Origin of the sequence: Actinomyces oris (assembly GCF_001937445.1) — a bacterium.
In the GTDB taxonomy this organism is placed as follows: domain Bacteria; phylum Actinomycetota; class Actinomycetes; order Actinomycetales; family Actinomycetaceae; genus Actinomyces; species Actinomyces acetigenes.
Genome location: NZ_MSKS01000011.1, coordinates 47,209 through 65,253, shown reverse-complemented (window position 1 = coordinate 65,253; position 18,045 = coordinate 47,209). Strand labels below are relative to the sequence as shown.

General features: G+C 69.5%; 13 protein-coding genes and 2 pseudogenes. 1 reads left to right on the top strand and 14 read right to left on the bottom strand.

Annotated elements, in window-relative coordinates:
* The first annotated feature begins 13 nt into the window (after positions 1-13).
* Positions 14-547, top strand: coding sequence for an RloB family protein (locus BKH20_RS03845; RefSeq protein ID WP_075389999.1), 534 nt, complete (start codon positions 14-16; stop codon positions 545-547).
* Here the strand turns inward: BKH20_RS03845 and BKH20_RS03840 are convergent.
* From BKH20_RS03840 to BKH20_RS03770, 14 genes and pseudogenes are all read right to left on the bottom strand, one after another.
* A complete protein-coding gene (locus BKH20_RS03840; protein ID WP_075389998.1) occupies positions 544-1,095 on the bottom strand; it encodes a DivIVA domain-containing protein in 552 nt (183 codons plus the stop codon). The two genes, BKH20_RS03845 and BKH20_RS03840, sit on opposite strands and share 4 nt — an antisense overlap.
* A complete protein-coding gene (locus BKH20_RS03835; RefSeq protein ID WP_075389997.1) occupies positions 1,092-1,829 on the bottom strand; it encodes a pentapeptide repeat-containing protein in 738 nt (245 codons plus the stop codon). Before BKH20_RS03835 ends, BKH20_RS03840 begins: the two co-directional genes overlap by 4 nt.
* Positions 1,830-2,039: 210 nt before the next feature.
* A complete protein-coding gene (locus tag BKH20_RS03830) occupies positions 2,040-4,253 on the bottom strand; it encodes an FtsX-like permease family protein (protein WP_075389996.1) in 2,214 nt (737 codons plus the stop codon).
* Entirely contained in the window at positions 4,250-5,107 is an 858-nt protein-coding gene (locus tag BKH20_RS03825; protein ID WP_075389995.1) for an ABC transporter ATP-binding protein, read from the bottom strand. The genes BKH20_RS03830 and BKH20_RS03825 overlap by 4 nt, the downstream gene beginning before the upstream one ends.
* Positions 5,104-5,628, bottom strand: a complete 525-nt coding sequence (locus tag BKH20_RS03820; RefSeq protein WP_070658526.1) for a PadR family transcriptional regulator — start codon at positions 5,626-5,628, stop codon at positions 5,104-5,106. Before BKH20_RS03820 ends, BKH20_RS03825 begins: the two co-directional genes overlap by 4 nt.
* Before the next feature lie 175 nt (positions 5,629-5,803).
* Positions 5,804-7,375: a peptide MFS transporter gene (locus tag BKH20_RS03815; protein WP_075389994.1), complete on the bottom strand. Its 1,572-nt coding sequence runs from the start codon at positions 7,373-7,375 to the stop codon at positions 5,804-5,806.
* Positions 7,376-7,645: 270 nt separating this feature from the next.
* Positions 7,646-7,987: pseudogene (locus BKH20_RS03810) on the bottom strand (peptide MFS transporter); the annotation flags it as partial.
* A 146-nt stretch (positions 7,988-8,133) separates the two neighbouring features.
* Entirely contained in the window at positions 8,134-9,402 is a 1,269-nt protein-coding gene (locus tag BKH20_RS03805) for an alpha-hydroxy acid oxidase (protein ID WP_075389993.1), read from the bottom strand.
* A 285-nt stretch (positions 9,403-9,687) separates the two neighbouring features.
* Entirely contained in the window at positions 9,688-11,151 is a 1,464-nt protein-coding gene (locus BKH20_RS03800; RefSeq protein ID WP_256693031.1) for a mannitol dehydrogenase family protein, read from the bottom strand.
* A 272-nt stretch (positions 11,152-11,423) separates the two neighbouring features.
* Positions 11,424-12,074: a LutC/YkgG family protein gene (locus BKH20_RS03795; RefSeq protein WP_075389992.1), complete on the bottom strand. Its 651-nt coding sequence runs from the start codon at positions 12,072-12,074 to the stop codon at positions 11,424-11,426.
* The gene (locus tag BKH20_RS03790) at positions 12,074-13,807 is read right to left on the bottom strand and encodes a LutB/LldF family L-lactate oxidation iron-sulfur protein (protein ID WP_075389991.1); all 1,734 of its coding nucleotides are present in this window, start codon (positions 13,805-13,807) and stop codon (positions 12,074-12,076) included. Before BKH20_RS03790 ends, BKH20_RS03795 begins: the two co-directional genes overlap by 1 nt.
* Entirely contained in the window at positions 13,804-14,634 is an 831-nt protein-coding gene (locus BKH20_RS03785) for a (Fe-S)-binding protein (RefSeq protein ID WP_075389990.1), read from the bottom strand. Before BKH20_RS03785 ends, BKH20_RS03790 begins: the two co-directional genes overlap by 4 nt.
* A 513-nt stretch (positions 14,635-15,147) precedes the next feature.
* Positions 15,148-15,306, bottom strand: a pseudogene (locus BKH20_RS03780) (L-lactate permease); the annotation flags it as partial.
* A 931-nt stretch (positions 15,307-16,237) separates the two neighbouring features.
* Entirely contained in the window at positions 16,238-17,947 is a 1,710-nt protein-coding gene (locus BKH20_RS03770; RefSeq protein ID WP_075389988.1) for an L-lactate permease, read from the bottom strand.
* Positions 17,948-18,045 lie beyond the last annotated feature (98 nt).

The window sequence follows — 18,045 nt, the reverse complement described above, 5'->3', positions numbered from 1 at the left end:
CACCGTTCTCCTCGTGACCAACGGGCGAGTCACTGAGTACGCCTATCTGAGTCAACTCTGCCGACGTGTGGACCATGGCAGGATCTCAGCCAAAGTGAAGGTCATCGAGGGTGACCCGCTCACCGTCATCAAGGAGCTCAGCGGCCCTCGGTCAGACCTCAGCGAATACAGGGAGGTGTGGGTCGTCGTCGACCACGATGGCCAGGACCGTCATGGCTTTCTGGCCGCATGCCGAAGACTGAGCAGCAAGCGGACCGTTGTGCACGGTGTTGTTTCCGTACCCTGCTTCGAGATCTGGCTCAACGCCCACTACGCCCCCGTGAAGAACTACCAGAACCAGGCAGACGCTCAGGCGCACTACCGGGAGCTGACGGGCCTGAGCAGTAAGGACGCCAAGACGCTACCGGACGACTTCCCCTGGGACAGGGGAGTGCAGGCCGCGGCCAGGTGCCATCTGCCGACGGACAGCCTCCCCGAGCCCGATACTCAGGGGCCTTGCCCATCGACAACGATGCCCCACCTGCTCCGCAGCCTCGGTCTCCTCTAGTACCCGGTGGTCCCCAGGCGGCGCTGGGCCGCCTCGAGCTCGGCGCGCAGGTAGGCGTTCTCCTGCTGGAGCTGGGCGATGTACTGGTCGCGCTGGGCGATCGCCTCGGCATACTGAGCGCCACCGGCTCCGGCGGCCCCCGGGGCGTACCCGGCCTGGGCCGGGTTCGTACCATAGGCTGCTCCGCCGTACGCCCCACCGGCGCCGGGCTGGCCGGCGGAGGAGCCGGCGTTCAGCTGCGCCTCAAGGGCCTCCATAGTCGAGACCACCTGAGTGAGGAAAGCATCAACCTGGTCGACGTGGTAGCCCGACCACCGGGTGGTCGAGAACCGGATGTTCCTGATGGCCTCGGACGTCAGGAGGCTCTCGGCCCGTCGGTGCGAGGGGTCCGAGGAACCTCGTGACGTGCCGAGCCGCTCCTCGAGCTCCCGCATCGTGGTGGTTATCTCGTCGAGGAACTCGTCGACCTCATCCTGGTCGTAGCCCTCCTTGAATGAGGAGACCTCGAACTTCACGTTGAGAACGTCGTCGGCTGTCAGTAACGTCATGCTCTTGTACTCCTTGTCGTCGCATGCTGTACATGGTCCCGGTCCTCGACCTGCAGTCCCAGCTGCTGCGCCAGGAGCGGCGCGAGCTCACTGAGCTGCCCGCTGCTGACGGTCGCCCCGGCCAGGGAACCGACGCCGCTGACCACTGTCATCTCCAGCCCGCGCAGGTCGACGTCTCTCAGGCTCCCGCCGTGCAGGCGCAGCGTGCCCACCCGGCAGTCCTCGAAGCGAACCCGCTGGGCGTCGATGCCGCTCAGGTCCAGCTCGTCGATCCGGGTGGCCCGGATGAGGAGGTCGCGCACAGCGGTCCCGGCGAGGTTCGTGAAGCCCAGGCGGCAGTCCTCAATGAGGACGGATTCGACGTCGGCGTCGTAGAGCTCCCAGGCCCCGATACGGGAGTCGAGCAGCTCCACCGTGCGCCAGGTGGAGCGTGGACTGTGAAGGTAGGTGGCGCTCAGGCGCTCCAGGCGGCAGTCGACCAGCCGCGCCGCGGCCAGGTCGGTGTCGTTGGCGAAGACCTCCGAGAACCGGCAGCTGAGCAGACTGATCGCAGACAGGTCGCCGCCGCTGAGGTCCGCTTCGACCAGCTCCAGGTCCTCGACCATCTCACCGGCGGTGAGCTCATCGGCCTCGCCGTCGCGCAGGCGACCCAGGTCCGGTGCCGCGAGGACCGGCGGCCTCGGTGCGACCAAGGGGGAGGCGTCCTCGGCCGTGTCGGTCCGTCCTGCGGTCATGGTCCTTTTCTACCGCAGATCACCTGGCGGGACCGGGGAATGCGCTCCCCGGTGCCCGGGTGCGCAGGAGGGGTGCGTGTCCAAATCTGAGACAAAGGGGCTGCGAGGCCGTCCGTCCGCCGAGAGGAACCGCGGAATCATGCGGTTTTCTTTTCTGCGACTGAGCCCGGTCAAGGCCTTTGTCACAGATTTGGACACTGTGGGCCGTTTCTACTCGAATCGGACGGTGGTGCCGGCCAGCATGCGCCGGCCGTAGCGGGCACTGGCCAGGGTCGCCGCCACCACCAGCGCCAGGCTCGCCCCCAGCACCAGCCAGTAGCCACCTCCGGGCCAGCCGATGCGGCGCCCCGAGACCCCACCGATCAGCGACCATGCGGTCAGCCAGCCCAGGCCGATGCTCATGACCAGGGCAGTGGCCGTCGGCAGCGCCGCCTCGTAGGCGACCATGGAGCGCAGCGTCGCCGCCGGCATGCCGACCAGCCTCAGCAGACCGAGGACCCGCCGACGCCCCAACAGCGCCGCCACCGTCGAGACCCCGAGCGAGACCGCGGAGATGCCCGCGGCGATGAGGATGCCGATGTAACCCAGCTGGGCGAACTGGTTCTCCATGGCGCTGCCCTGGAGGGCCTGGATCGAGCTGGGTGAGGTCGGGGCGGTCCCCAGGGTCAGCCCGGAGGTGGCCAGGGCGGTGCGGGCCCGATCGATGGCCCCGGGGCTGGTCGGGTCGGTGGCCGCCAGGATGATGGGCGCGCCGTGCTCACGGGCGCTCGCCAGCTCCTCGGCGCTGACCGGCGACGGCGAGGCGGCCGCGTTCTCGTACAGCCACCGGGCGCTGATGGCCACCGCTCCATCTGGGGCCGCCACGTGCGGTGCCCCGAGGGCCTCGGCCTTGTCGGCCTCGAGGATGACCTGACTGTCCTGCATGCTGTCCCCGCTGATCCTCCCCACGGCGACCGTCGTCACCCCGGGCACGGCGGCGAGCCGGTCGACGGCGCTGTGCAGGGTGCCCTCGTCGCTGACCGCCGGCGTCGCCCCGAGCGTCGTGGGGCTCAGGTGCCCACCGCCCTGTGTGACGTCGCGGGTCCCCGCGGCGGCCGTGATGGCGACGGCGAACACCGTCATGGCGTAGACGGCGATGACGACGCCAGCCACCGCCCGGAAGACCGCCCGGGGGTGCTGAGTGATCCGGTTGAAGCCGATGACCTGCGCCGCGGAACGGGCCAGGGCCCTGCCGCCTCGTGCCACCCACCAGGTCAGGACCGGTCCGGCCCACACCAGCCCCAGCATCGCGCACAGGAAGGAGGCGGGCAGCAGGTAGATGGTCAGGTCGGAGTCCTGGCGGGCCACCGTCGGGGTGCTGACCAGTCCCGCGGTCCCCAGGATCACGGGTGCCAGCGAGATGAGGCGGGGACGGCGCTCGGTGCGTTCACGGGAGCCGCCCAGCGGGCCGAGGTCGGCCCGTCGCGTGCGCCACCAGGCCACGGCCGCCGCCCCCGCCGTGGTCACGACGACGGCGAGGACCGCGTTGACCGGGGAGCGCAGCAGGTCGGAGTAGTAGAAGCGGCTGGTTCTCAGCGTGATCTGCGCGGCCAGCGGGATCAGGGCCAGGTAGAGGGCCACGCCCGCCAGGGCGCCGACGAAGGTGGTGGCCCCGATCTCCAGGGCCGCGGTGCGGGCGACCTGCTGGGGCGTGGCCCCGATGAGGCGCAGCGTGGCGAAGCGCTCGGCCCGCTGCGCCGCCCCCAGGTCGGTGACGATCCCGACGAGCAGCAGCGCGGGCACGAGCACCGCGATGGCGCCGATGAGCGTGGCGATCCGATACGCCTCGTTCTCGTAGGGGATGCCCTGGAAGGAGGTGACCACCTGGGGCGGGATGTAGAACTCGGAGGCGGCCACGGTCCCCAGGTCCGTCCCGACGACGGCCACCAGCGAGTCCGGACCCTCAACGGCGTCGGGTGACAGGACGCCTACCTGCTTGCCGTAGCGGTCACCGAGCTGGTCGGCGGGTAGGGAGGCGATGCGCTTGGCCAGGGCCGGTGAGGCCAGGTACTCGCCGCGCTTGGGGACGACGTCGGCCCCCGGGATTCTCACCGAGGTGGTGCCCGACTCCGGCAGGGCTACCCTCAGGATGGTGATCGGTTGGTTGTCGACGACGTCGAAGTTGCTGGCGACGGCCAGCTCGCCGTCGGTCAGGGCATGGTCGGGCTGGAGGTCGGCGTGGTTCGACTGCTCGGAGAGGCCGGGCATGAGGGCGGTGGACGCCCAGCTGGAGCGCATGCTGCGTTCGGGGAAGGCCTGGGCGGCGGCCAGCAGCATGAGGAACAGGGCCACCCCCACCATGACGCCGGCGACGATCCCGGCCAGGCGGCGCCGGGCGGAGCGGTCGTTGGCGACGAGCAGTCGGGTCAGGGCGATGCGGCTCATGACCGGCCCCTCTGACTGCCCGGACTGCCCGGACTTCCTGGGTGTCCCGGCTCGGCGTGCCTCGGTCGGTTCGGGCCGGTTGCGGCCTGCGTGGCCCCGGGACTGATGCGTCCGTCGCGCACGGTGACCTCCCGGTCGGCGTAGGCGGCGACGCGCGCGTCATGGGTGATGATGACCAGGCCGGCGCCTCGGGAGCGCACCGAGCTCAGGAGCACCTCCATGGTCCGTTCGGCGGCCAGGGAGTCCAGGGAGCCGGTGGGCTCGTCGGCGAAGAGGAGTCGCGGGTTGGTCACCAGTGCCCGCGCGACGGCGGCCCGCTGCGCCTGCCCGCCCGAGAGCTGGGTGGGGCGCTTGTCCAGGTGCTCGCTGAGCCCCAGCTCGCCCAGGGTCTCGCGGGCCTGGGCCAGTGCCCGCCGGCGCGGGGTGCCCGCCAGGAGCAGGGGGATGGTGACGTTGTCCAGGGCGGAGAGGTCCGGCAGGAGCTGGCCGAACTGGAAGATGAAGCCGAACTCTGTCAGGCGCAGGCGGCTGCGGGCCGCCTCGTCGAGGGCTGCGATGTCCTGCGTCGTGTCGCTTCCGTGGTAGTCGACGCGCCCGGTGTCGGGCACGAGGACCCCGGCCATGACGTGCAGGAGCGTGGACTTGCCCGAGCCCGACGGGCCGGTGACGGCCAGGACCTCACCGGTCAGGATGTCCAGGTCGACGCCGCGCAGCGCGTGGGTCTGCCCGAAGCTCATCTCCAGGCCGCGGGCGCGCATGATGACCTCGCCCGGCGGGTCAGTCTCGCCCCGACTGGGTGCGGGGTCGGCGCCGGCGGGGGTGACGCCGGCGGCCGTGACGGCGGTGGTGTTCATGAGCGCACCTCCTCGCGCAGCTCGCTCAGGCGGGCCGCGGTGGTTTCCATCCAGCGCAGGTCGGCCTCGATGTGGAACAGGGCGTGGTCAGCCAGCAGCACCGTGCGCAGGTCGCCGTCCTGCTTGAGGCGGGTCAGCTCGCGCATGCGCGCCATGTGCTCGGCGCGCTGGAGGTCGAGGAGGCGCCCGGCGTCGTCGTCGAGCATGAGGGCGATGACGGTCTTGGCGAAGATGTCGGCCTGGACGTCACCGGCCGGGGTGACCGGGGTCAGCAGCCACTGCTCGACGCTTTGGCGCCCGGCGTCGGTGACCTCGTAGCGCTTGCGCTCCGGGCCGGCGCCGGGCTCGGTTTCGACCTGCGTGATGAGCCCGTCGCGCACCAGGCGGGCGAGCGTGGCGTAGACCTGGCCGTAGGCCAGCGGTTTGGAGGCCGCGAACCAGTGGTCCCAGGAGCGTTTGAGGTCGTAGCCGTGCCCCGGCCCGGCGCTGAGCAACCCAAGAAGAGTGAGTCTGGATTCCATGCCAGCAACTATACGCTGAGTGTATACACTCGCGATATACTCCGCGAGGAGGAGAAACCGAGCCTTGTTCGTGAGGCTGTGTCGAGTCGCGCGTTCGTAGGGTAGCCCTCGCGTTCGTACCTTTACCCTACGAACCCGCGACTTAACCCACGAACTCGCGGCGCCCCAGCCGCGCCTAGTCCCGCACCGTGACCCCGACGTCGGCCATCTTCCGCTCCGTCCACGGGGCGACGATGAACAGGATGATGGCCACGGCGACCGTCACGGCCCCCAGGCCGTAGTAGTAGGTGGAGTTCGCGACGTTCTCCGTCCTGGAGATGATGAAGCCGGCCAGCCCCTGGCCGGTGGCCGTCGTCAGCAGCCACAGGCTCATCGTCTGGGAGGCGAAACTCTTGGGTGCCAGCGCCGACGTCGCGGACAGGCCCACCGGGGACAGGAAGAGCTCGGCGACGGTCTGGATGATGAAGACCACCGCTAGGAACCACCAAGGGGACAGCTTCGCGTTGCCCGGCCAGATCTGGAAGCCGTAACCCAGGATGAAGGCCGATCCCCCGATGATGAGCACCGAGATCGCGAACTTCATGATGGTGGAGGGGAACCTGCCCGCGCGCCGGGTGAAGAGCCAACCGATGAATGGTGCCAGGATGACGATCGTGGCCGGGTTGATGGACTGGTAGGTCTCGGGGGTGATGGCCCAGCCGAGCCACGGGATAGTGCCGTCGGTGTTGTCCTTGGCGAAGGTGGCCATCTTGCCGGCCGCCTGCTCGGAGATCATGAAGAACAGGACCGCGCCGATCCACAGGGGGATGTAGGCGCGCAGGTGGGTGCGCTCGCGGGCCGTGACCTTGGGGGAGCGGAACATGAGGATGAAGTAGCCCAGGGCGGCGCCGGCCGGGATGATGAGCATGGTCGTGGAGATGGCGTCGAGCAGGCTGCCGGTCAGGGCGCTGAGGACCGAGACGAGTGCGGCCGCGGCCACCACGGTCAGGAGCGAGGCGAGTACGAAGCTCCGGCGCTCCTGGGGGCGGATGGGGTTGGGGACGGTGAAGGCGAAGGCGGAGAGCTTGTGGCGGCCGTAGATGAAGGCGATCAGGGCCACCCCCATGCCGACGGCGGCTGAGAAGAAGCCGGCGTGGTAGCCGTAGTGCTCGCGCAGCCAGCCGGTCACCAGTGGAGACGCCAGTGATCCGAGGTTGACCGACATGTAGAAGAGCTGGAATCCGGCGTCGCGCCGCGGGTCGTCGTCATCGTAGAGACCCCCAACGATCGTGGACAGGTTCGGCTTGATGAAGCCGGTGCCCACAGCCACCAGCACGATCCCGGTCCAGGCGAGGGCGGGTGAGGGGATGGACAGGCAGATGTGGCCCGCCATGATGACGACGCCGCCGTAGAGGGTGGACAGCCACGGTCCGATGATGCGGTCGGCGAAGATGCCCCCGGGGATGGCCAGCAGGTAGACGGCCGCACTGTAGGAGGCCAGGATGACCTGCCCGGAGTTGGCGCTCAGGCCCAGGCCGCCTTCGGCCACGGTGTCGGTGATGAAGTAGAGCAGGATGGCGCGCATGCCGTAGTAGGAGAAGCGCTCCCACATCTCCACGTTGAGCATCCAGGGAAGTCCCCGGGGGTGGCCGAACAGCCCTTGGTCCTCCTTTGATGGCGTCGTGCGCAGGGTGGTGGGGCGCCACCGGCTGGTGATCATCCGACCGGTATCGAGACCGTCCTCGACGGGAGCCGGGGTCGTTGACATGAGACTCTCTCTTCCTGTGGTCGGGTGAGGTGTGCCGCCGGACCGTCAGTGTCCGGCAAGAACCGCAGGTACCTGTGCACCCTACCCTGACCGTGCGATTACTTCGGGAGGACGCGAGGGCGGCTGCGCTAAGCGACCAACGAGGTCGGTGAGTCCGGGATGATGCTCATGGACCCCCCTCTGGGCTCCGCTGGCGGTACCTTTACCCTACGAAGCCGAGGGCTAACCTACGAACTCGCGGCGCTCCAGGTACGGCTCGTCCAGCCGCGCCTAGTCCTGCGCGGTGAGCTCGACGTCGGCCATCTGCCGCTGGGTCCACGGGGCGACGGCGAACAGCACCAGGGCCATGAGCAGTGTGGCCACGCCCAGGCCGTAGTAGTAGGTGGCGTCGGAGGCGTCCTCGGTCTGGGCGATGACGAACCCGGCCACGCCCTGTCCGGTGGCGACGCTGAGCCACCACAGCCCCATCGCCTGGGAGGCGAAGCTCTTGGGGGCCAGGGCGGTCGTCGTGGCCAGCCCGACCGGGGTCAGGAAGAGCTCGGCGACGGTCTGGATGACGTAGACCAGCGCCAGGAACCACCAGGGGGACAGGTGCTGGCCTCTCGGCCAGACGGCGGCGGCCCCGGAGAGGTGGCCGCAGGGGGGGGCGCTTCTCCGGGGCCGCCGGGTGCCGCCGCGCTGGGCGGATGACGCGGACTCCTCCGACGCCGGGCGCAGGGATCGGGCCGGTAGGGTCTGCGCGGAGCGGGGCCCTCCCCTCAGCGGGCCAGGGCGTCGGCTGCGGCCTTGACGTTCGGGCGCACCGGGGTCAGGCGGGTCAGCTGGGTGACGTGGCGCGGCTCGAGCTCGTCCAGGCTGGAGACCCCCAGGAGCTTCATGGTGCGGATGACCTCGTCGGAGAGGATCTCGATCATGCGGTCCACGCCCTCGCGCCCGCCGGCCATGAGGCCGTAGAGGTAGGCGCGGCCCACGAGCCCGAACTTGGCGCCCAGGGCGACGGCGGCCACGACGTCGGCGCCGTTCATGATGCCGGTGTCCACCATGATCGTGGCATCCTTGCCGACCTCACGGACCACCTCGGGCAGGAGGCGGAAGGGGACGGGGGCGCGGTCGAGCTGGCGCCCGCCGTGGTTGGACAGCAGGACGCCGTCGACGCCCAGGTCGATGAGGCGCTTGGAGTCCTCAAGCGTCTGCACGCCCTTGATGACGATCTTGCCCGGCCACATGGAGCGGATGACCTTGAGGTCCTCGTCGCTGATGGTGGGGTCCATGGCGTTGTCGAGCAGCTCGCCCACGGTGCCGCCGGTCGACTTCAGGGAGGCGAACTCCAGCTTGGGCGTGGTCAGGAAGTCGAACCACCACCACGGGCGGGGGATCGCGTTGAGCACGGTGCCGGCCGTGATCTGGGGCGGGATGGAGAAGCCGTTGCGCTTGTCGCGCAGGCGGGCCCCGGCCACGGGGGTGTCCACGGTGAACATGAGGGTGTCGAAGCCGGCGGCCGCGGCGCGCTCGACCAGCCCGTAGGAGATCTCGCGCCGGCGCATGACGTAGAGCTGGAACCAGTTGCGCCCGTGAGGGTTGGCGGCCTTGACGTCCTCGATGGAGGCGGTGCCCAGCGTGGACAGGGTGAAGGGGATCCCGGCGGCGCCGGCGGCCCCGGCCCCGGCGACCTCGCCCTCGGTCTGCATGAGGCGGGTGAAGCCGGTGGGTGCGATGCCGAAGGGCATGGCCGAGCGTCCGCCCAGGATCTCGCAGGAGGTGTCGACGTCGATGGCCGGGTGCAGGATGTCGGGGTGGAACTCGATGTCGCGGAAGGCCTGGCGGGCACGGCGCAGGGAGATCTCGCCCTCTGCGGCGCCGTCGGTGTAGTCGAAGGCCGCGGCCGGAGTGCGGCGCTTGGCGATCTTGCGCAGGTCCCAGGTGGTCAGTGCGGCGTCGAGGCGTCGACGCCTGGGATTGAGCTCGGGTGTCTTGAAGTGGAGCAGCTCGAAGATCTCGCTCGGGTTGGGCAGCTGGCGCTTGACCATAGGAACCTCATCGGTGAGTCGGATTCTGGACGCTCCGCGCAGCGCGGAGTGCTCGTGGGGCGCGACCGGCACCCGTGGCCGGCCCTGAGGTCCACGAACCACCTCATGCTATGGGACAAAGGTCACTGAAGCAAGGTTAGCCTAAGCAACCTTGGTGGTGGGCGTAATCTCTGCGGAGCGTCAGTCTCCGGTGCAGCGGCGTCGGTTCGACGGCGGGGGACAATCCACGCGATGGGGTGCGCGTGGCTCCGACCGCAGGACGGCGGCCGGGGACGACAGTCCGGGCTAGGCCGCCCGGGTGCGGCCGGCCAGGGCGCGCAGACGCGCTCGCGCACCCTCACGCCGCAGGGCATCCAGCTCCTCGACGAAGGTGCGCCGGAAGCGCTCGTTGGTCGCCAGGTCCCCGAAGACGCCCTCGTGGGAGATGAAGGCCGTCTCGTGGCCGGACTTCTGCGCGGCAGCCAGAAGTAGCAGCTCGTCGGCCAGCGGGTCGTCGACGACGATCTCGCCGCCGTTGTCGTCGACGCCCTCATCGCCCAGCGCCCAGGCCGCCACCATCGCGGTCCCCAGACGGATCGGCCCGCCGGCGGTGAGGTTGTCGCGCACGGTGCCCAGGACGAACTTCGGCATCCGGCTGGAGGCGTCCTGGGCCAGGCGGAACAGCGTGTCTGCGATCGCCTCGTTGGTGAAGCGCTTGAAGAGCGTGCTGATGTAGTCGTCCAGGTCGATTCCCGGCACCGAGCGCAGTGTCGCGCGCGCCTCCCGCTCAAGATAGGCCCTCACCCAGGCGGCGATATCCGCATCGGCCGCGGCCTCGTGCGCGTACTCGATCCCCAGCAGCCGCCCCCAGTGGGCCAGCCCGTGGTGGGAGGCGTTGAGCAGACGAAGTTTCATGAGCTCGTAGGGGACGACGTCGTCGACCATGTGCACCCCGACCTCCTCCCATGGGGGCCGCCCGGTGGGGAAGTCGTCCTCGAGCACCCACTGGGTGAAGGGCTCGCAGACCACCGGCCAGGCGTCCTCAACACCGAGTGCCTGCCGCAGCTCGGCGATGTCGGCCTGCGTGGTGCGCGGGGTGATGCGGTCCACCATGCAGTTGGGGAAGGCGACGTTCCCGTCGATCCAGTCCGCCAGCTCAGGGTCGCTCATCGCGGCCTGGCAGACCACCGCCGTGCGGGCCACCTTCCCGTTACCGGGCAGGTTGTCGCAGCTCATGACCGTCAGCGGCGGGATCCCTGCCTCCCGACGACGCCGCAGCGCCTCAACGACGTAGCCGAAGGCGGTCGTCGGCTCGCCCGGGTGCTCGGCGTCGTGGGCGGCTCCGGGTGCCTCGGTGCGGAACGCGCCGGTGGCGTCGTCAACGTTGTAGCCGCCCTCGGTGACCGTCAGCGAGACGATCCGGGTGGTCGGCGCGCTCAGGAGGGCCAGGACGGCCTCGGGGTCGTCGGGGGCGAAGAGGTAGTCGTGGATCGAGCCGATGACCGCCGGATCGCGCAGCCCACCGGGGTGCTTGCGGATGAGGGTGTAGAGGTGGTCCTGAGCCGCCAACACGTCGCGCATCCGGGCGTCACCGGGCAACAGGCCGACGCCGCAGATCCCCCACTCCAGGCAGGAGCCGCCCGGTGCGGTGGCCCGCCCGCCGCCACGGGGACCGGACCCGGCGCGTCGGCGCATGAGCCTGTCGAGGTAGGCGGCCTCGTGGGCGCGGTGAAAGCCGCCCACACCGATGTGGACGATCCCGGTGGTCATGGCGGAGCGGTCGTAGTCGGGGGCCAGGGGCGACTCAGTCAGTGAGATGGTCAAGAAGAGGTCCTTTCCGCGCTGCCACCAGTGGCCTTCAGTCAACTACTCCTTCATGGAAAACTGATGTGCGTCTGCCCCGAGCGGCTTCACCCGCCCGTCCTGCTCCCCGCCTCAGCTCGCCGACATCCTTGCGGGGGCAGGGAAGAGCCGACAGGGCTCCGCGCCGCCCGAGCAGTGAGCAATCGGGCGACGCGGAGTGTGGGCGGGCTTGATGAACCTCAGTGGGCGATGACGACGCGCAGGTTGCGCGGGCCGTGCACGCCGTTGACGCGCACCAGCTCGATGTCGCTGGTGGCCGAGCCGCCGGCGATCCACGTCATCGGGCGCGTGGGGTGCTTGCCCAGGACGTCAACGGCCTGCGGCACCGTCGGCATGATCGACTCGCGCTCCAGGACCACGACGTGCTTGTCCGGCACCAGCGAGATGGCTCGGCGGCCCTGGTCCGGCTCGCCGTCGAGGATGATCGTCCCCGAGATCGAGATGCCCACACGCGAGCAGGTCAGCACGGCGTCGATCTCATTGAGGTCGAGGGTGGCGATGGCCTCCTGACGGGAGTCCTCCACCACGGTGCGGCCGTTGCGGGCCGCCGCCTCCTTGTAGGACTCAGGCAGTCCGGCGGGGACGACGACGGAGCGCGCCTCACCGAGCAGCTCATCGATGGCATCCAGGATCGCCGCGTCCTTGGGGGCGACGATGACCTCGGCCGAGTAGTCCTCGAGCTTCTCGATCATCTCGTCAACCACGGGCTTGGAGCCGGGGGGATTGTCCCCGGAGCGGATGTAGTTGCGCGGGATCGGCCCCACCGGTCGGGTCTGGGACCGCGAGATCGCGTCGCGGGCGCGGGCCAGGATCGCGGACTTCGCATCCATCACAGCTCCTCCTCGCTGGTCGAGCCGGCCGGGGCCTGGGGGGCGGATGCCTTCGGGGCGATCGGCTCAGGGTTGTTGATGGCCGAGCGTGCGTCCAGCGCGGCCGGGGTGGGCTCGCCGTCGGCGCTCGCGCTGCCGGACACCGGCTTTCCGGAAGACGGCGGCGCATCGGCCGGGAAGCCGTCCGCGTGACCGCGGCCGGTCTGGGCGCCGGCGACCTGGCTCAGAGGGGTCTCGCCCTCGGGGTGGGTGCGCCTCCACCACTGGCGGAAGGTCTCCGAGGGGGCCACCGGAAGGTCTCGCGCCCCGGTCCACAGGGAGGCCGGGAAGGGCAGGGCGCCGATCTTGCCGTCCTTGCCGCCCAGCAGCGCCGAGGCCTTGACCGTCTGCGAGGCGGCCTCCCACAGCGAGCTCTTCGACATCACCGGGGCCGAGACGTTCATGGCCACGTCCCACACGTCCGGCACCATGCGGCGCTTGACGTCCACGGAGCGGGCCCGCAGGTGGACCAGGATCGTGGGGATGTCGATCTTGACCGGGCACACCTCACCGCAGGCCCCGCACAGGGAGGAGGCGAAGGGCAGGGTGTGGACCGGGTCGTCGTCGGCCAGCCCCTGCGTGAGCTGAGGGGTGATGATCGAGCCGATCGGGCCGGGGTAGACCGAGCCGTAGGCGTGTCCACCGGTGTGCTGGTAGACGGGGCAGATGTTCATGCACGACCCGCAGCGGATGCAGGCCAGGGCCTGGCGGCCCACCGGGTCGGCCAGGGTCTTGGTGCGCCCGTTGTCCATGAGCACCAGGTGGAACTCCTTGGGGCCGTCGCCCTCGGTGACGCCCGTCCACATGGAGGTGTAGGGGTTCATGCGCTCACCGGTGGCCGAGCGCGGCAGGAGCTGGGAGAAGATCTCCACGTCCTGGAACCGGGGCACCAGCTTCTCGATCCCCATGAGGGTGATGAGCGTGTCCGGCAGGGTCAGGCACATGCGCCCGTTGCCCTCGGACTCGAAGATGGAGACCGTGCCGGTCTCTGCCACGCCCATGTTGGTGCCGGAGACGGCCACCGAGGCGTGCAGGAACTTGTTGCGCAGGTGCGAGCGGGCCGCGGCCGTGAGCTCCTTGGGGTCGTCGGACAGATCCGCGGGGGCGTCCTCCATGCGGTCCAGGAAGATGCCGCGCACCTCGGAGCGGTTGCGGTGGATGGCGGGGACCACAATGTGCGAGGGCATGTCATCGGCCAGCTGGACGATCATCTCGGCCAGGTCCGTCTCGTGGGCGGTGATGCCCCGGTCAGCCAGGTACTCGTTGAGGTTCGTCTCCTGGGTGGCCATCGACTTGACCTTGACGATGTCGTCGACGCCCTTGGAGGCGATGATGTCGGTGATGATCCGGTTGGCCTCGGCGGCGTCACGCGCCCAGTGGACGATGCCGCCGCGGGCGGTCACGTTGGCCTCGAACTGCTCCAGCAGCTCGGGCAGGCGCGAGGCCACCTCGAACTTGACGGCCTCGGCGGCGTTGCGCAGGTCCTCCCAGTCGGGCATCTCGGCCACGCGCTGGGCGCGCTTGGAGCGGATGGTACGCGTGGCGTGACCCAGGTTGCGGCGCATCTGGGTGTTGGCCAGCGTCTTGTGCGCGCCCTCGGGGAAGGTGGGCCCCCAGCGCAGCGTGTCCTCGGGCTGCTCGACCTCGGTGCGCCACCCGCCCGTGTGGGGCATGCCGAGAAATACCTGTGTCATCGTGCCACCGCCTGTGTGTGCTGAGAGTTACCGGTGTGCTGGACGTGCCTGGGGGCGAAGGAGATGTTGCCTTCGAAGGGCGCGTCCTTGGTGGAGGCCAGGATCTCGGCCAGGTGCATGATGCGCACCCCGGAGTTGACGCGGGACAGGCCACCGCCGATGTGCATGAGGCAGGAGTAGTCGCCGGCGCACAGGACCTCGGCGCGCGTGGACATCACGTTGCTCATCTTGTCGGCGAGCATCGCGGTGGAGGTCTCGGAGTTCTTCATGGAGAAGGTGCCGCCGAACCCGCAGCAGACCTCGGCGTCGGGCAGGTCGATGAGGGTGAGGGCCTCGACGGCCTTGAGGAGGCGGTAGGGGCGGTCGGCGACCTTGGCGATGCGCAGCGAGTGGCAGGTGGGGTGGTAGGTGACCGTGTGGGGGAAGTAGGCGCCCACGTCCTCGGTGCCCAGGACGTCGATGAGCAGCTCGGTGAGGTCGTAGGTGTGTGCGGCGATCTGCTCGACCCGCTTGGCCAGGGCCGTGTCACCCACGTGCTCGGCCACGAGCCCCTGCTCGTGACGGGCCGCGCCGGTGCACGAGCCCGAGGGGATGACGATGGCGTCCCACTCGCCGTCGAGCACGGGGGAGAAGGTCTCCACGTGGTTGCGGGTGATCTTGGCGGCCTGCTTGAAGTAGCCGGTGTTGGCGTGCATCTGGCCGCAGCAGACCTGTCCCTCGGGGAAGCAGACCTGGTGGCCGAGCCTCTCCAGGATGGTGACGGTTGCCTGTGCTGCCTGCGGGAACATGGTGTCCGCAAGACAGGTGGCGAAAAGGGCGATTCGCACGATATGCCTCCACGACGTCGTAGCTGAGACTGTCACGAGGACCGCCCTGACTCACCTGCGTCGTAGCAGGACGTGATGCGGCCTCGGCTGCGCCTCAGGCTACGGCCCGGAGGTGGCACTCATCTGACGACGACGCTCTCCCGGTCGGTTGGTTCCGCTCTCGGAGGTGGGTTTTCCCTTGAAGCGGTGCGGATCTGCGTGGGGTCAAGGTGAGCTGGGCGGGGGACGCCCTCGGCGTGTGGGAGGTAAGTCCTAGATGTAGATTGCGTCATGCATCACTGCCCTTATCCGTGGTGGGGGTCGGGGATGCCTCGGCGGGAGCGTGGCCGACGCCGTCGAGAGCACCTTCACCGCGAGGACGTACTTTCGCGGCGAGGACTGCGCTTGCCGCCAGAATGTGAGTGCTGGGGCGCAGTCGTCGGTGGGAGAACGCAGTCCTCGGGTGGGAAGGACGTCCTCGATCCGACGCCGCTGGCGCGGTTACACGCACGGCGCCCCCGGAATCGCGAAGAACCCGGGGGCGTCCACCGCGGTTGAGGCGATGGCCAGGTTCTGTGGGGAGACGATCTTGCCCAGGCCGCCTCCGATGGTGTTGGCGGCCAGCAGGATCTTCGGGTCGAGGCCGGCCCCTTGGGCGGCGGTGGCCTGCAGGTTGGCGAACAGGGCACCCGTGGCCGCCAGGGCCACACCTGGTGACGGCCCTCGTCAACGGGCTGGCCCTCGACCTGCTCAACGCTCCACCGACGGGGCCCGACGGCGTGATCGGCCGGCTGCGATCAGGGCCGGGCCTGGTACTGCGCGGTCTGTAGGACCTGCGATGCCCGCGAGGACGTCGGCGACTGCGTGAGATGCACGAGACCCAGAGGGAATGTGCAGGTACGCGGCCCGCAACTGCGGTAGGGCCGAGCTCAGGACGTCAGTGCCGGTTGGCATGATTGGGGCGCCTCCCTTCGGCTCCTTCCCCCGGAACGTTTGCAGTGTCCTGGCCGGGGAGGAGAGGAGCTGGGAAGGAGGTGAGGGCCGTGTCCAAGCCGAAAGGCCGGAACGCGAAAGTCCGCCGGGGCAAGGTAACGGCCCGGAAGGTGAGCGAAGCTTTGACCTCTATCGCTCGCCTGATCCGGGCCGTCGGTGTCCTGGTGAATGCCCTGAGCAAGTGGTTCAGCTGAGGCTGACTGCTTGCTAGGGGAGTCGCCCGGCTAGCACCCGGGTGGCTCCCTGCCATTATGACTGGCGCCGCTCCGCCCTGTCCACAGCGCGATGAGACTCATCAGGAGCGCCCGCGAAGGAGAATCGGTTCCTCACACAGAACTGCCCGCGACGTCCGTGGACCATGCTGGGTTCAGGCGAGGGGCCAGGCGTCGACCTCGAACTGTCCGTGGCTGTTGCTGCCGCTGCCACCGACATCGAGAACGTACTTTCGCGGCGAGGACTGCGTTTGCCTCCACAATGCGCGCGCTGGGGCGCAGTCGTCGGTGGGAGGACGCAGTCCTCGGGTGGGAAGGACGTCCCCGATCCGACGCCGCAGGCGCGGGTGCGCGCACGGCGCCCCCGGAACCGCGAAGGATCCGGGGGCGCCGCAGGTGAGAGCCAGGCTCCGGTGGCCTCAGATGCCCAGCCCCACCTGGGAGGCCAGGAACACGAGCGTGCCCAGCACCAGCAGCAGCCCGATGGAGTAGGGCGCCGCCTTCTTGAGGATCTCGGCGTCCGTGCCGGGGGCGTCCACCGCGGTCGAGGCGATGGCCAGGTTCTGCGGGGAGACGATCTTGCCCAGCCCGCCACCGATGGTGTTGGCGGCCAGCAGGATCTTCGGGTCGAGGCCGGCCCCTTGGGCGGCGGTGGCCTGCAGGTTGGCGAAAAGGGCGCCCGCGCTCGTCGCCGAGCCGGCCACGGCGGTCCCCACCCAGCCCAGGGCCGGGGAGAGGAAGGCGTAGGCGGCGCCCGTGGCGGCCAGGGCCGCACCGATCGCGGAGGTCTGGCCGGAGAAGTTCATGACGTAGGCCAGGGCCATGACGGCCGCGATCGTCAGGATCGCCATGCGCAGCGTGTAGCAGGTCTTGGCCAGCGTGGCGAAGCCCTTGCCCACGCTCATCTCGAACTTGCCCGGCACCGAGCGCGCCGCGTAGATGAAGGTGACGATGATGGCGGTCAGGAAGATCCAGGTGCCCGGGTTGGACAGGGTCTGAAGCGTGTAGATGGCGCTCTTGGAGGCCTCGCCCTTGGCGTTGAGGAGCTGGCCGTACACGCCGGGCCACTTCAGTGGCAGGTCGGTGGCCTTGAAGGCCTTGTCGAGGTTGACGCCCAGGGTCCACAGCTTGGTCGTGGCAATGATGACCACCACCAGGACGTAGGGCAGCAGGGCCAGGATGACGCGCTCGCGGTCGGGGGCGTCGTCGGCGGCCACCTGGGAGCGGTACTCGTCAGGGGTCGTGGGGGTCCACACCAGCAGCAAGATGTAGGAGGCGGCCAGGCCCAGCAGGGAGGCCAGCACGGCGGTGAGCTCGTAGGAGATCGAGGGGGTGAAGAAGTGACCCACCCCGGTGGCCAGCCCCGCCACGATCGCCAGCGGCCACAGCTGCTTGACGCCGCGCGCGCCGTCGAGGATGAACAGCAGCAGGAGCGGGATGAAGGCGCAGAACACCCAGGTCAGGTGCCCCATGGCGGTGGCGACGCTCACCGGGTCCTGCTTGCCGAGCTGGCCGGCGGTCGTGGTGGGGATGGCCATGGCGCCGAAACCCACGTTGATGGCGTTACCGACCATGACGACGACGGCCGCCTTGAGCTTGGGCAGGCCCAGGGTCGCCACCATGGCGGCGGCGATGGCCACCGGGGCGCCGAAGCCGGCCAGTCCCTCGAGCAGGCCGCAGAAGGAGAAGGCCACGATGAGGGCCTGGGCGCGCATGTCGCCCTTGCCGATCACGTTGAACACGGCCTTGAGGTCCTTGGAGCGCCCCGAGACGTCAGTGAGGTTGTAGAGCCACACGGCCGCGATGATGATGTAGATGATCGGGACGAATCCCAGCGCCATGCCCTGGGTGGCGCTCATGACCGTCATGCCCACCGGCATGTGGAACAGCGTGACCGCGGTGACGGCGGCGATCACCAGGGAGATGATGGCGCACCAGTGGGTGGCCACCTTGAACACGCCCATGAGGACGAAGAACACCACCAGCGGCAGCAGACCCACGGCGGCGGTGAGGTAGACATTACCTCCCACGGCGGTGGTCGACGGCGTGAAGGCGGCGGGCAGCCCCGCTAAGGCTGGGGCGAGCGGTGCCGGATGCATCGGCAGGGCTGACAGGACGGCTGGCGTCATGGCTACTCCACTGTGAGTACTAATGGGGTCGTCCAGGTCGCGAACAGGGCCGGGCTGGCAGCCGCGCTGCTGCGTCCTGGGTACTAAGGCCCAATGAT